The 12,544-nt window shown below is 43.4% G+C and carries 12 protein-coding genes and 1 pseudogene; 6 read left to right on the forward strand and 7 right to left on the reverse strand.

What is annotated here, in order from left to right:
* The first annotated feature begins 282 nt into the window (after positions 1-282).
* A complete protein-coding gene (locus OKW21_RS20620; protein ID WP_277482855.1) occupies positions 283-426 on the forward strand; it encodes a hypothetical protein in 144 nt (47 codons plus the stop codon).
* Between the two features lie 195 nt (positions 427-621).
* Here the strand turns inward: OKW21_RS20620 and OKW21_RS20625 are convergent, their stop codons facing one another.
* The 6 genes from OKW21_RS20625 to OKW21_RS20650 form a co-directional block, all read right to left on the reverse strand.
* Positions 622-1,470, reverse strand: a complete 849-nt coding sequence (locus OKW21_RS20625) for a helix-turn-helix domain-containing protein (protein WP_277482859.1) — start codon at positions 1,468-1,470, stop codon at positions 622-624.
* Positions 1,471-1,534: 64 nt separating this feature from the next.
* A complete protein-coding gene (locus OKW21_RS20630) occupies positions 1,535-1,762 on the reverse strand; it encodes a hypothetical protein (protein WP_277482860.1) in 228 nt (75 codons plus the stop codon).
* Between the two features lie 367 nt (positions 1,763-2,129).
* Positions 2,130-4,736 carry a tetratricopeptide repeat protein gene (locus tag OKW21_RS20635; RefSeq protein ID WP_277482862.1) on the reverse strand — a complete coding sequence of 869 codons (2,607 nt, stop codon included), beginning with the start codon at positions 4,734-4,736 and terminating at the stop codon, positions 2,130-2,132.
* On the reverse strand, positions 4,736-6,136 hold the full coding sequence (locus OKW21_RS20640; RefSeq protein ID WP_277482864.1) for a CHAT domain-containing protein: 1,401 nt from the start codon (positions 6,134-6,136) through the stop codon (positions 4,736-4,738). Before OKW21_RS20640 ends, OKW21_RS20635 begins: the two co-directional genes overlap by 1 nt.
* 7 nt (positions 6,137-6,143) lie before the next feature.
* Positions 6,144-7,232, reverse strand: coding sequence for a hypothetical protein (locus OKW21_RS20645; protein WP_277482865.1), 1,089 nt, complete (start codon positions 7,230-7,232; stop codon positions 6,144-6,146).
* Between the two features lie 366 nt (positions 7,233-7,598).
* Positions 7,599-7,790, reverse strand: a complete 192-nt coding sequence (locus tag OKW21_RS20650) for a hypothetical protein (protein WP_277482867.1) — start codon at positions 7,788-7,790, stop codon at positions 7,599-7,601.
* A 323-nt stretch (positions 7,791-8,113) separates the two neighbouring features.
* Here OKW21_RS20650 and OKW21_RS20655 point away from each other — a divergent pair, with 323 nt between their 5' ends.
* The 5 genes and pseudogenes from OKW21_RS20655 (at position 8,114) to OKW21_RS20675 (ending at position 11,837) form a co-directional block, all read left to right on the forward strand.
* The gene (locus OKW21_RS20655) at positions 8,114-8,239 is read left to right on the forward strand and encodes a hypothetical protein (protein ID WP_277482869.1); all 126 of its coding nucleotides are present in this window, start codon (positions 8,114-8,116) and stop codon (positions 8,237-8,239) included.
* A 67-nt stretch (positions 8,240-8,306) separates the two neighbouring features.
* The gene (locus OKW21_RS20660; RefSeq protein WP_277482871.1) at positions 8,307-10,256 is read left to right on the forward strand and encodes a tetratricopeptide repeat protein; all 1,950 of its coding nucleotides are present in this window, start codon (positions 8,307-8,309) and stop codon (positions 10,254-10,256) included.
* Positions 10,257-10,295: 39 nt separating this feature from the next.
* Positions 10,296-10,580 (forward strand): annotated as a pseudogene (locus OKW21_RS20665) (tetratricopeptide repeat protein); the annotation flags it as partial.
* 98 nt (positions 10,581-10,678) lie between these two features.
* Positions 10,679-10,807, forward strand: coding sequence for a hypothetical protein (locus OKW21_RS20670; RefSeq protein WP_277482873.1), 129 nt, complete (start codon positions 10,679-10,681; stop codon positions 10,805-10,807).
* A 385-nt stretch (positions 10,808-11,192) separates the two neighbouring features.
* Positions 11,193-11,837, forward strand: coding sequence for a PQLLE family protein (locus OKW21_RS20675; protein ID WP_277482875.1), 645 nt, complete (start codon positions 11,193-11,195; stop codon positions 11,835-11,837).
* Between the two features lie 319 nt (positions 11,838-12,156).
* Here OKW21_RS20675 and OKW21_RS20680 read toward each other — a convergent pair whose 3' ends face one another.
* Complete coding sequence (locus OKW21_RS20680) at positions 12,157-12,405, reverse strand: hypothetical protein (RefSeq protein WP_277482877.1); 249 nt, start codon at positions 12,403-12,405, stop codon at positions 12,157-12,159.
* Positions 12,406-12,544: the final 139 nt, after the last annotated feature.

The raw sequence follows: 12,544 nt of genomic DNA on the forward strand, positions 1-12,544 counted from the left end.
GAAATCGTACAAAAACGTACAGCACTTGTTCGTAAGCGTACACTCGCCCCAAGTCATTCATACACTCTTTTGCAAAGCCTGAAGGATAGTTTTCTATGTTTGTCACCCAGGAGAGGTCTTTTCCGTTAAAAGCAACAAGTGAATTCAGCGAAGCTAGCTTAAAGTCAGGGTAGCAAGGCAGCATTTTCACTTTCACTTTCCCCCCCCTCTTTTAACAAGTTTAAACAAGATCCCTCCTGAAGGACAATTGCTTTTCCGCGCAATTAACGTTTAGCATTTTTTATGTACGCCATCTCTGCACTGCTGCTAACTGACATTTTTACGGCCGATTTTTCTGCTCATGCATTTGACAGTACACTTTACCTCTATCCCTCACACGACATAGGGTCTGGCATATCGCAGGATGATACAGGCAGCCACGCCTGAGAAATATCAAGCTTACCGAATTTACCTATCGCTCCGACAGTACGATAAAAACCACCACCCCTTAGTCTGGAGTAAGAGACTAATTTAACCGGAAAAAGACCAAGTTTTGATAAGCCGTTCTTTTTACTGTATTTAGTTTCTATTCCTTTTACCCCTAAGCACAGCATTTACTTTATGCTGCTCGATTCACTACCATTAGGCCAGGCTACTCCTCACTTCTTTTGCCTTCATCAGTTCTACCGCTTTGAAAATAAGAATGATTTCTGCCAGTTCTGCCGGTAGTAAAGCCATCAGTCCTAAAGGGGATAAGAATACCGTCAGAAAAAGTAAAGCTGCGATGATTTCAAAAACACCGGCTACAGAAGCAATGGTACCTAAAGACTTTTGAAGCCTGAACAGCGCGAGACCATACACAATGCCTATTCCCCCCAAAGTAATTATGGCTCCGAATAGTACCAGTTCACGTTGAAGAGGGGCATAAAAGATAGAGACAATGTCGTACCCCAGGATAAGGGTGTTGAGTCCTATCAGAATAATCGATATTACTTTGAGCAGATAATTACTGAACAACCCAGCAAGAATCACAAACCCACGCATAAAGAACACATAGGCGATAAGCACAAATATTTTGATGCTGACATATAGGGTACTGCCTACAATCATCTCTCCATCAGTAAAGCGATAGTATTCAACGATGCTTTCTGGTATCCCCAGAATAAAGTAAGCGACACCAAATATCCAGGCTATGTTTAGCTGCTTCATCAGAAAGCCGGAGGGCTGGCTGAGGTCCAAGTCTCTTAATAAAAAACTCTTCAGGGACAATGTCTTCACATCCTCTTCTTCCTGCTCCGCTATTTTATCCAGATCGGCACCCAGGGCTAGCAGTATGGTTTTTAGGGTATAGCTTCTGGGCGTTACCTCGCCGGATTCTATTCGCTGTATGGTCCGTACACTTATGTTACACATTTCTACCAGTTCTTCCTGCGTAAGCCCTTTTGCCTTTCTTAGATCTGCTATTTTTCTACCTAAATCTGGTTGCCTCATAAGGTATAAGTATTCGTTGATGACTCTTTAGATGAATAGTATTGCTGAAAACCTGAGCGATCGCTTACAGATAGGCTGCATCCCTACGCTTTATGTGAAACGCTATAGATTCCCGGCTGCTCTGAGGTAAGCGTTCCAGTAAATATAAGACACTGCTAAGTATATCCTCCCCTATACCCCCATATAGTGCCCCTTCATGGTAGGAAAGCTTAAGACCTGACACATACCATGCGCCTGTAAAGTTATTTTTGTTGGGCAAGGGTATACCTTTCTTCTTTCCATATACTACCACTTCCCAGTTATTGGTAAGGAAACAGATGCTCCTTTCATCTGCTTCCTGCGGCCAACAGTACTTTCATCGGATTCTAATTTTGATCTTTCAGGCAATTTTAACTTCTGACGTAAATTGTACAAGGCATGGCAAATAACTTCACCCGACATTCACCCGACATTTGGCATATCACTTGATTATCAACAAATCTTCAGTAAGTGATAAAAGACTTCAAGTATAAGCCGTTTACTTATGACAGGTGATGGTTTTGACCCTTTACAGTAAATAACAAAAGGTGAATCATTACTTTTTTTACGTAGCATATAGCCTTTACCCCCTGATATGGCCAGAACAGGTCACTCTTCTAGGTGTACGTACCATCCTAACTTTACAGGCCATCTGTATTTTTTAGCGCTCTTGATTTTGAATAGGCTTCATCGGCAGATTTATAGTCCTTCAGGCCATCATATGCCAGGCCTAAATTGTCATAATACACAGCGTTTTTAGGGTTCAAGGAAATGGCATTTTTATAGAAACGAATTGCTTCAGCATGTTTGCCCATGACATAATTTGCGATGCCTGCCCGGTTGTTGAGCGCCTCATCTTCAGGGTTAATCTCCAACCCTTTCAGATATAGCGATAATGCTTCTTCATGCGCCACCTCATTTTCAAAGACATAGCCCAGATAATTATAGGTGTTGATATTGTTAGGGTCTGACTTCAGGGATTTCTGTAATGATTGTTTGGCCTCTTTCCATTTTTTTTGCCATATCAGTGACAGGCCAAGGCCGGAAAGTGAGATTGCGTTATTTTCATCTATTTGCGAAGCTTTCCTGAATGTCCGCTCCGCATCTTCCCATCTTTGCAAAGCATTATAAGCCAGGCCTAGATTGTTGTAATACAACACATTTTCAGGTTCGCGCTGAACGGCTTCCTGATAGTTAGCTACAGCTTTCTCTCCTTTGCCGATATTATGGTAAAACACTCCCAGACGATTGTAGTAAGTTCCTTTGGTATTTTCTATTTCCAGCGCCTTACGATACATCTGCTCGGCATTTTCATAGTCACCCATTCTTTCGTAAGCCACTCCAATGTTCTCATGGTAGACAGGTTCTCCAGGATTTAATGCCAAGGATCTGGAAAAACATTCGGCAGCCTGCTCGTACTCTCCTTGTTTTAGATAAAACAATCCCAAATCATTGTGGCGAAATGGATTATCAGGAGAGTCCCGAATACTGGTCGTCAATAATTCATGTAGTTCTTTGTCTTTCTTTTGCTTTTCCAAAATTACCCTCAGTGCGTTAAAGTACTTAGACTCATTCGGTCTCAGCTCCAGTGCCTTACGATACATTTTTTCTGCATTTGCAGCATCCTCCATTCTTTCGTAGGTCAGCCCCTTATTCTCAAAATATACCGGCTCTTCGGGATTCAGGCTTATGGATTGGGAAAAGCATGCCACAGCCTGCTCCAACTTTTTTTGCTTTAGATAAAACAGCCCCAAATCATTATGTAACAAAGGATCTTTGGGGGAGTTGCGAATACTAAAGGTCAACAATGCTTTCAGTTCACTATCTTTCTTCTGCTTTTCCAAAAGCTTTCTGAGGGAATTATAATACTTGGACTCGGTAGGCTTGCAGTTCAGGGCTTTCTGGTAGTAGGTTTGGGCATCATCGGGGGTATCCATTTTTTCGTAGTTAATACCAAGCAAATGGTATATCACATCCGGACTGCTGTCACGCAGTTTCAGGCACTTAAGATAGCTTTCAATGGCTTTTTCCCACTGCCCGGTCTGTTCGTACAGATAAGCGATGCCCCAGTAGCTTTCAAAAATCTCCTCTCCTACCCCAAACGCCTTATGGAAGTGCTGTTCGGCTTCTTCGTATTTTGTATCATAAGTCAGAATATAGCCGATATCAATATGTGCCAGGCTCAGGTCCGGTTTGCTTTGGATAGCATTCCTGTAGTACCGGGCAGAGCTTTCGTACTCTCTTGACAGGGAGTAAGCAAAGCCTATGTCACGATAGCAGTTGTAGACGATATTTTCATAAGAATGTTGCTCTACCAGGATGATCTGCAGGTGGTCAATCAATGCTTTGACTTTTTCCTTTTTCTCCTCTATCCGGTTGGCGTAACCGTAAAGTATCAGTTTGCGGCGATAGCTCCCGCTATTCAGGAAATTCATGTGCAGCGCGTCATCGTACCATTGCTCAGCGGTCTCATATTTAGATTCATCACGATAGCTATCTCCCATGAGCAGGTAAGTGTTCAGGTTCTCGGGCTCCTTCTCTATCGCCTGCAGAAAGTGCTCCCTGGCTTTGTCGTAGTCCTTCTGTTTTAAATGATATTCTCCAATAGCACTTTGAACATCTGCGCTATTATGCAACTCCCTGGCCTGATTAAAGTAAGCCAGGGCGCCCTCATAATCCGGCAGGGGGTGATACAGCTCAATCTGTCCCAGATAAACAAAGAAACTGCTTCGTTCTTTCAGCGTTAACTTTTCATTTTGAGCCAGCTCCAGATATTCAATACCAGCGGCCAGCCAGCGGCCATCCAGGATGTTAAAGTTTAGCTTACGGTATCGCTCTATTTCCGGCTGATGCCCGGTAAACCCAAAAGGAGTTTCACACAGATGTCCGTATACGTAGCCATCCCAGTGCACGAGCGCCTCTACAAACTCTTTCCACCATAAATCGTAGGCCTGCTCCATATCGCCTTCCTTACACAATCGCGTGACCTGATCTGCCGTAACAGTGGCCAGGGCAAGAAAATATTCATGCTGAAGCTTTACCAGATATTTGATATACTCGGGCCGGTCATACTTATTCCTGTCCAGATGTGATACATCCCATACTGAGTGAGGCTCGCATTGCCTGAACTGGGCAGCCAGATACTCCAGCATCTCTGCCAGCACAATCATCTCTATTTCCTGATCAAAACAGGCCTCCTGGTACAAAGGAGCAAGCAGAGAACGAATATGATGTTCGCTAAGATTCATTATATCCTATCATGTGGGTTAAGTTGATCGCGCGAAGCGGCGGACATAGCCGGCTCAGGGGTGCGTACGTTCTCTTTTGATACTTTTTTCGGTTCCAGTCTACCTTTACACCGGTCTTTAATACAAAATTCACGTCCTGAATCATAGCTGTACTCAGTACCACATACCTGACACACCAATTTGCGGTTTTGCCGCTCCTGGTCCTTATCCTCCTTTTCAGGAAAGAAACGAATCGGTGTAACCGTAGAGCTAAACAATACCGGAGTACCAAACGAATTATTGTTATAGTGCTCCAGCTCAATATCAGGATTACTCTTACGGTACTCGCATCCCAGAAAAACTCTGCCGATGGTGACAGCCTGAAAGATATCTTTTCCCGACAACAGAGAATGATAGAATTTGGCAAAGAAAGCAATTGAGGTATCGGGCGTTACTTCATTTTGCATAGCCAGCACAAAAGGGATGCCTTTTTTGATGAGGCTCACTGCCAGCCCTTTACCCATATTATTGAGCTGTCCGCTCTCACAGGCCTGCATCACTACCACCCGTGGCTGTCGGTACTTCTGGTTTGTCCCGAAGAAGTTTTCAAAGAAGTCGCTGCGTACCCACTGCTTTTGTCCATTGTTATCAATAAACGCGATCTCGGGATCTTCTTTGTTCATGCGGGCATGGCCATAAAAATGTAATATATAATCCCCATCAATCAGCGCATCAAGCGTCTTCATCTCCTGGATAAAGTTTTTTACGCTTGGGTTCTCCAGGCGCCAGGTCTCTATCATCTTATCCCCCTTATCATTCACAAACGCTTTGCCCAGGGCTTCAAAGCTGTCTTCAAATTTATCAACCTCAAGAAAGTCTTTCTGCGGATTGCAGATTACCTTCACCACGATCAGCTTATTCTGATGCTTGGGAGAATAATCAGCAGCTATCTCATTGTCATTGGCAATGTAGCGGATCAGGTCAAACTTGAGGTTTTTCTGGGCACCAATGTAAAAGGGTTCAATGCGTTTGTCGGGATTACGTTTGATTTGCAAATACTCCCAGGGCAACATCGCTAGATCGTAAGCATCCTTTTCAAATTCCAGCACGATGATCCCCCGGGTGTCATCACGCAGAATCACCGATAGCTCATTGTAGACAAAGTTTCGGGCATCCTGTTGGTCAAATAAACACAAAAGTTTGTAAAGGATGCTGCCCAGAAACTCAAAGTCATTCTTCTCAAATATGCCTTCTACCCGGGTTTTGTTCAACGCCTTATGAAATATCCTACCAATCGTAAGCTCCAGCCTGATACCTTCTTCTCTGAAAGACGCAGGTGCGGATGAAGTATCAGATTTGATAAAAGTAATGGTGTCTTTGCTAAACTTGATACGCAATATTCTAGCTTTACCTAAAGCCATAGATGTTTTATTTTTTCACATTCATGAGTACAGAAAGAAGTTCTTTGTCCATGCTTTTCTCCCACGTATCACGCTCGTCCGGTGCCAGCTGTTCATCTCCCGATAGGGGGCGGCGCACGTCTATCATCGCGCTTATTTCCTTTCGGAACTCGCCTACCTGCAGTTGCACCTGATCACGTGTCAGGTCAGGACTCATCATGACTTTATTGAGGAGGGAAAACAGCCTTGCGTTTAGCAGCTTCATCTGCTCATCCTCAAGTTTTCCGTTGATACCGGAGATAAACTCCTGCATTTTCACAAAATCCTGGTAATAAGGTAGTATTTCTACATCGCTTCTGTTTTCCGCTGCCAGTATGCTGTAGAGCACATAATCTTCTGCCCGGTAAGGCGTGGCCTCCGCGCTGGATGTGCCATGGAAAAGCTTCCCATGTTTCACAAAAAACGCTTCGGCATTGATGTTTTCTTCTGCCTCGTTGAGCAGCGCAAAATAGCCCGGCTTAAAACCCTCCTGGGTATCCGGGTTGAAGGTGATACCATGTCCTATCAATGGCTCTACATCTTTTGAATCTACCAGGTCCTCATAACTGTCCAGCACAATTTTAGCTACCTGCGCATAAGGGAGCACTGCGGTGCCGAAGCTGCCCAGGTAAGTCTGCGACGTGCTCTCTATCAGATTGAGTATCTTTCTGAGGTAATTTTGTTTCAGCGCACGCCCCAGCACCACCGTAACTGAGAATTTACCTCCCCTGTAGGGATGCAGGCCCGCCACTCTGGTATTTTCTATGATCATACCGTCAGGCAACTTCTCAATCTTACCTTCCAACATCTTCCGGCCTACAAAAAAGGGCACATCCTGTATTTTACCATCATACAAAAAACCGGTAGAAACAAATACACAAGGCTCCCAGGTTTTAAACCATTCTCTGCTGTAGGTGAGGTACATCTGATTTACCGTCACTTCAAAATACTGCTTGTTTCTTTGAAATGGCACGGCTACCCTGAGCTGTGGCTCTATGTTGGTCTGAGGGATGATGATCCGGGAGGGGCGAAAGGTCTCAGCCCCTTTGATTTTTCCCCATAATTCTGATAGTCCCATGATAATGATGGTCTGGGTTGATGGTTTTTATTTAGGTTTATCACATTCAGTCTGCCATACTAAGTGGGTTATAATGCTTTCTCTTATATAATATCATGATCAACACAGGAAACATTGGATACCTGCGTCTCAACCCAGACTGGCTATCGCCATATATTCAATAACTACCTTACTCACCATAACAATATAACTACAATTTTGGGGCTTTACAAGCAGCAAAACCCGCCCTTTATGCTACTGGCAGCGTGCCTAAAGCTATTTACTCTCCTCTTCTATTGGGAGGCTTCTTCAAAGCGACAATTTGTTTGACCACCCCTTCCTTATGAATACCTTATCATAGCAATGGGAGCTTTTGGGAGTATCGGCTTACCTTCCCTCATCAGGCAACGGATATTGACCATAGGGACCTGCTGTAGCTGCATGGCTTCGGTAGAATCCTGCTCCTGATCTGCTCATGCCTTGTGGAAGGTCATCACATACTAATCTGCCTCGGCGACTCCTCTCTGCAAGTTCCGTTGCGGAATGACTGGAAAAAAGAGAAAGCTTCTCTCTTGTCATCCCGGAGGGATCTTAGCCATGCTGAAATTATATAGTTTGTTTGGTCACCAGGCTTAGTGCGGGGGAAGTGCATCGTGCGGACGCATTACAAATGTCCGGCGTGGAGTGCGCTCGAGGATTATAAAAAGAAAGCTCCACTCTACTCTCTACCCCCCTGTCATCCCGGAGGGATCTTATCCGTATTGAAGTAAAAGGAGAAGGTTGAGTATGATGATGATACCATGCAAGATAGTGCACATAGCAAACTTGCTACAGGCTGGATGTTTACACCAAAAAAGCATTGCTACCCTATTCCATTTCCTGTATCTTAAATTGAAAAAGGTATGAAAGAAAATAAAGCGAAGATCAAAGGGGATGGTAATACGGTGTTTCAGGACATTAAGAAGTCCCGGATAGACACTTTTAAAGGTAAAGAAAAAACAATACTTCCACCATCATTGGTATTGTGATCGCCCTCGTCGGTGTGATTGTAACCATTATTGTAGGCTGGGAGGAAATACTAAGCTTTTTCGGTATATGATTAATAAAGCATGCATTGAGGGTGATCATAATATTGTGATACAGGATGCCGATGGCTCCACCATTACTATTGATGCTAACAATACTAATGAGATACAAGAGAAGTTAAAGCAACTCAATAAGGAGCAGTTGACCGCCGTGCAACAGTTACTGGATAAACATAGCGATGCGATTTTTAATCACATCAGAAAGCTTTTACAAACCTCTTTTCCCGATCAGCCTTTCCCCAAAAATCTTACTGCCTATACCAGCATTGCTAAAGAAAACATCGTAGGAAGGGAAAAAGACCTAGAGGAACTACGCCGCCGTTTATTGGAAGATAACAAACTTTCCCTCATCAATGGCATGGGGGGCATTGGAAAAACCACCCTTGCTGCAGTTTATCTGAATACCTATAAAGATGAGTATGTCCACATTGCCTGGCTGACCATTGAAACTTCTTTAGAGGATGCTATTATTGCCAATCATGACCTCCTAACTAATCTAAAGTTACAGGATGTTTCACCTGAGGAATTACTCAATGCCTCCCTGAACCAATTACGTAACCTGCATAGCTCCAAACCCAACTTACTGGTGCTTGATAATGCTACCGAACGACTGGCAAAACTATATGACCACTTACCCAAAGCCCCCCATTGGCATGTGCTAGTAACCTCCCGGGAAATGATTGAACTCTTCTCTGTGATGGAACTGGGCTTTCTGACAGAAGAGGAAGCCATCGCATTGTTTCAAAAGCACAACAGTAACTTTAACGAAGAAGAAACGAGAAGTTTTGTGCAGGATGTAGAATGCCATACTCTCACCATTGAGATACTAGCTAAGTCCGCGAAGAAAAATCGTTGGAATGCAGAAAAGATTAAACAAGCTATCAGCCTTGATGAAAAAGCAGGCATAGCCACCAGCCATAGTGGACATGAGAAAATAGACCGTATTACCTCTTATCTGATACAAATATTCCAGTTGAGCAGTTTAGATGAGCAGGAAAAATATATATTGAAGCAGTTTACAGCATTACCCAACCAATGGATAGGCTATGACTTGCTGACTAACTTATTACAAGTAGAACAATTGACCTGGAAAGAGGATTTTCCCGGAACATTAGAAGACCTTTACGAAAAGGGCTATCTGCTTAAGGATAAGGACAGCTACAAAATGCATCCGGTACTGGTAGAAGCTCTAAGCCCTCAGTTAAAAACTTCTGCTAATGAGTTAAAACTATTAATAGAAGGGGTAGCTAAACTTATTTCATATGATCAAGATAAAGATAGCCCAATTGATAAATCTACTTACATCCCTTTTGGAGATGCAATATTACAACATGCATCAGTTACCTCTACTCCTAAAATATCAGTACTACAAAATGATATAGGGATGCTGTACTATGTGCTAGGACAGTATGAACAAGCTAGAGATTTATTGGAAGATTCTTTAAATGGAGATATAACTAGTTTTGGAGAAACACATCCGAGAATAGCTATAAGAAGGTCAAATTTAGGATTAATCTATAAGGAATTGGGAGAGTTTGAAAAGGCACGTGAATTGTTTGAAAAGGCTTTACTTTCTGATATAGTTAATTTTGGAGCTTTTCATGCTAAGGTAGCAATGGATCAAGCAGGTTTAGGGTTAGTATATCATGCTTTAGGGAGATTGAAAGATGCTGAAATATTATTAAATCAAACGTTAGAATATAATAAAACTAACCTTGGAGAAAAGCATCCCGCTGTAGCTTCAGATAAATCAAACCTTGGACTATTGTATGCAGATATGGGACAGTTTGCTCAAGCCAAAAATTTACTAGAAGAAGCCTTATTGTCAGATATAGCAAACTTTGGAGAAAAGCATCCAAATGTGGCAATAAGGCAATCTAATTTAGGAACTATACATCATGATTTGGGTGAATATGAAAAGGCACTAGATTTACTAGACAAAGCTTTAATATCTGATTAAGAAAACTTTGGTGATAATCATCCTCTCGTAGCAACAAGGCAATCCAATCTAGCTCTTGTATATAGAGATTTAGGAGAACATAAGAAAGCTATGGAATTATTAGAAACTGCCCTAAAATCTACTACTGCAAATTTAGGGAATCAACATCCAAATGTAGCTATAACTTTATCAAACTTGGGCACTGTCTATAAAGCGATGGGGCTATATGCAAAAGCCAGAGAAGTATGGGTACAAGCCTATGATATATTTTGCCAAGTAGTTGGCGAAGATCACTTCCAAACTAAACATGTAAAGACTTTCCTTCAGCAAATAGAAGGAAAGTAAATACTTTGTCTGCGTATCACAAGTATTGGCAAAGCATAGTGGTTAAGATTCCTTCGCCTGTGGCTACGGAATGACTGGGAAAAGTAGAACTCCCTTCAATGAGTATACTGCTGAGCCACTCTTTCCTCTGTTCTGTGCCCAATTACAAACCTGCTGCTAAACCAGGGCGCTTCACCCTGGCCTTAGCTACTTTTTCTTTTAGCGACCTCCCCCTTACTGTAGGCTGAAGTATTCATTCCTAAAAGCAAATCCATAGGGCTTGGCCCTAAAGACAGTCTACCGGCAGGCTGCGTCAGCTGACTTGATGCTTCGGAAGTAATGTTCAGAGGCTAAGTCACCCGGCGGCGTAAGCTATACGTAGGGTTTTCCCATCCCTCCCACTGACTTTGTCCAGGAGACAAACCACTTAAAGGCTAAGCAACTGCTTTTTCTTCCCTTTATATACAAATAATACTTAGGTGAGATAGCAGATGAATGCTTCAAAAAAGAAATACAGTAGCGCCCCTTATTTGCCAGTTTTCTTCTGCGAACTGATGGTGTAAGGCAGTGCAGGGCCCCAAAGCGCTTACCACATCTTTCGGTAAATCATTATTAACATTAATTCAAAAGAAAATGAATCTGAAATCAGAAAGCAGTGTGCTGGAAGCTGCACAACTGGCGCTTTCAGCTACGGTGCGGGAGGAAAATGTCCGCCTGCATATGGAGCCTTTCGGGCTTACAGCTGCTTTGCAGCAGCAAGGTAATGAGCTGCTGGAGAAGGCCAAAAGTTGCCAGAGCAGACAAACGATTCTGTACGATGAGCAGTGGAGCATATCACAGCAGCTCAATGCCGAGTTGGATGCGACACATAGCCTGTTTAAAGAGCATGCCAAGGTAAGCCGTATGGCGTTTCGCAAAGAGCCTGATCTACTGCATAGTCTTAAGATAGAGCGCTTCGTAAAGCAGGCCTGGCCGCTGGTTCGGCAGGCGGAGTATTTCTACGAGCGGGTGCTGGAGCAGGAGCTTAACCTGCAGCCCTACGGCATCAGTAAGAAGGAGATAGAGCAGGCCAAGGCTGCGGTCAGGCGTCTGCTGGAACTGAAAGAGACCCGTATGCACAAGAAGGGTCTGGCAGAGAACTGTACGCAGGAAAAGAACGCGGCCTTCAAGGAGTTGCGCGACTGGGTAAGCAGGTTCCGCGCTATTGCCCGCCTGGCGTTTAAAGGCAATCCTCAGATGCTGGAGATCTTCGGCATACAGGTACTTAGCAAGGTGTAAACAATTCGTCTGTTTCCTACCTCCCCTCCGCTTTGCGCCTGGAGATAGGGTATAAATGGGAACGCATTCCTTGCCGGGCATTACAAATGCGCTCCGGAATTATAATGTAAGTCCCTGAACATTCCCCTGCTGTAGTTTTGCAAAAAGTAAAGCCATGGCAGGGGAATCTCAAATGAAAGCAACCACGCAATCCCTAAGACTTTTTCTTTACAGCTTCCCTCTTCTTTTTCAATCGTGCCCATATCCGAATATTTCTTTAGGAGTTCTTATTGCTATGATACGCAGCCCATACACCTCAGATTACCTTGTACAGGAGTAGTCAACTGGATATCTTCTTCAGCTTGTGTCTCAGGCGAAACATAAAGAAAGTAGGGACTAAGGCAATTTTATTACCATTCACCTCTTTGATCTTCCTGACCCGGGAGAGGTTGATGTGTATCACAAACCAGTCGGTATCCGTTGGGCTGACAGACTTCAAATCCACCGGAACCTTAAACTCAGTCAGGCCGAAGTGATAAAGCTCCGGTTGTCCGGGAAACTCAACATATTTGACGATCGCATTTCTCATTCCTATATCAGGATGAATCTGCAAGCCCTCTTTGGCCAGAATGAGCTTAAACTAATGAGCAAACTGCTCCTTTAGGTTGGCATTGATGTCTATGAGTACATCCATGACTGATGAAAAGCTACATCTGAATGCCAGTATT

This window comes from Catalinimonas alkaloidigena (genome assembly GCF_029504655.1).
GTDB classification, from domain to species: domain Bacteria; phylum Bacteroidota; class Bacteroidia; order Cytophagales; family Cyclobacteriaceae; genus Catalinimonas; species Catalinimonas alkaloidigena.

Coding starts and splice junctions, on each gene's coding strand:
- OKW21_RS20625 (WP_277482859.1), bottom strand. CDS start 1,470: ATGAGGCAACCAGATTTAGGTAGAAAAATAGCAGATCTAAGAAAGGCA.
- OKW21_RS20680 (WP_277482877.1), bottom strand. CDS start 12,405: ATGAGAAATGCGATCGTCAAATATGTTGAGTTTCCCGGACAACCGGAG.
- OKW21_RS20635 (WP_277482862.1), bottom strand. CDS start 4,736: ATGAATCTTAGCGAACATCATATTCGTTCTCTGCTTGCTCCTTTGTAC.
- OKW21_RS20655 (WP_277482869.1), top strand. CDS start 8,114: ATGAAAGAAAATAAAGCGAAGATCAAAGGGGATGGTAATACGGTGTTT.
- OKW21_RS20650 (WP_277482867.1), bottom strand. CDS start 7,790: ATGACAAGAGAGAAGCTTTCTCTTTTTTCCAGTCATTCCGCAACGGAA.
- OKW21_RS20675 (WP_277482875.1), top strand. CDS start 11,193: ATGAATCTGAAATCAGAAAGCAGTGTGCTGGAAGCTGCACAACTGGCG.
- OKW21_RS20660 (WP_277482871.1), top strand. CDS start 8,307: ATGATTAATAAAGCATGCATTGAGGGTGATCATAATATTGTGATACAG.
- OKW21_RS20620 (WP_277482855.1), top strand. CDS start 283: ATGTACGCCATCTCTGCACTGCTGCTAACTGACATTTTTACGGCCGAT.
- OKW21_RS20640 (WP_277482864.1), bottom strand. CDS start 6,136: ATGGCTTTAGGTAAAGCTAGAATATTGCGTATCAAGTTTAGCAAAGAC.
- OKW21_RS20645 (WP_277482865.1), bottom strand. CDS start 7,232: ATGGGACTATCAGAATTATGGGGAAAAATCAAAGGGGCTGAGACCTTT.
- OKW21_RS20670 (WP_277482873.1), top strand. CDS start 10,679: ATGAGTATACTGCTGAGCCACTCTTTCCTCTGTTCTGTGCCCAATTAC.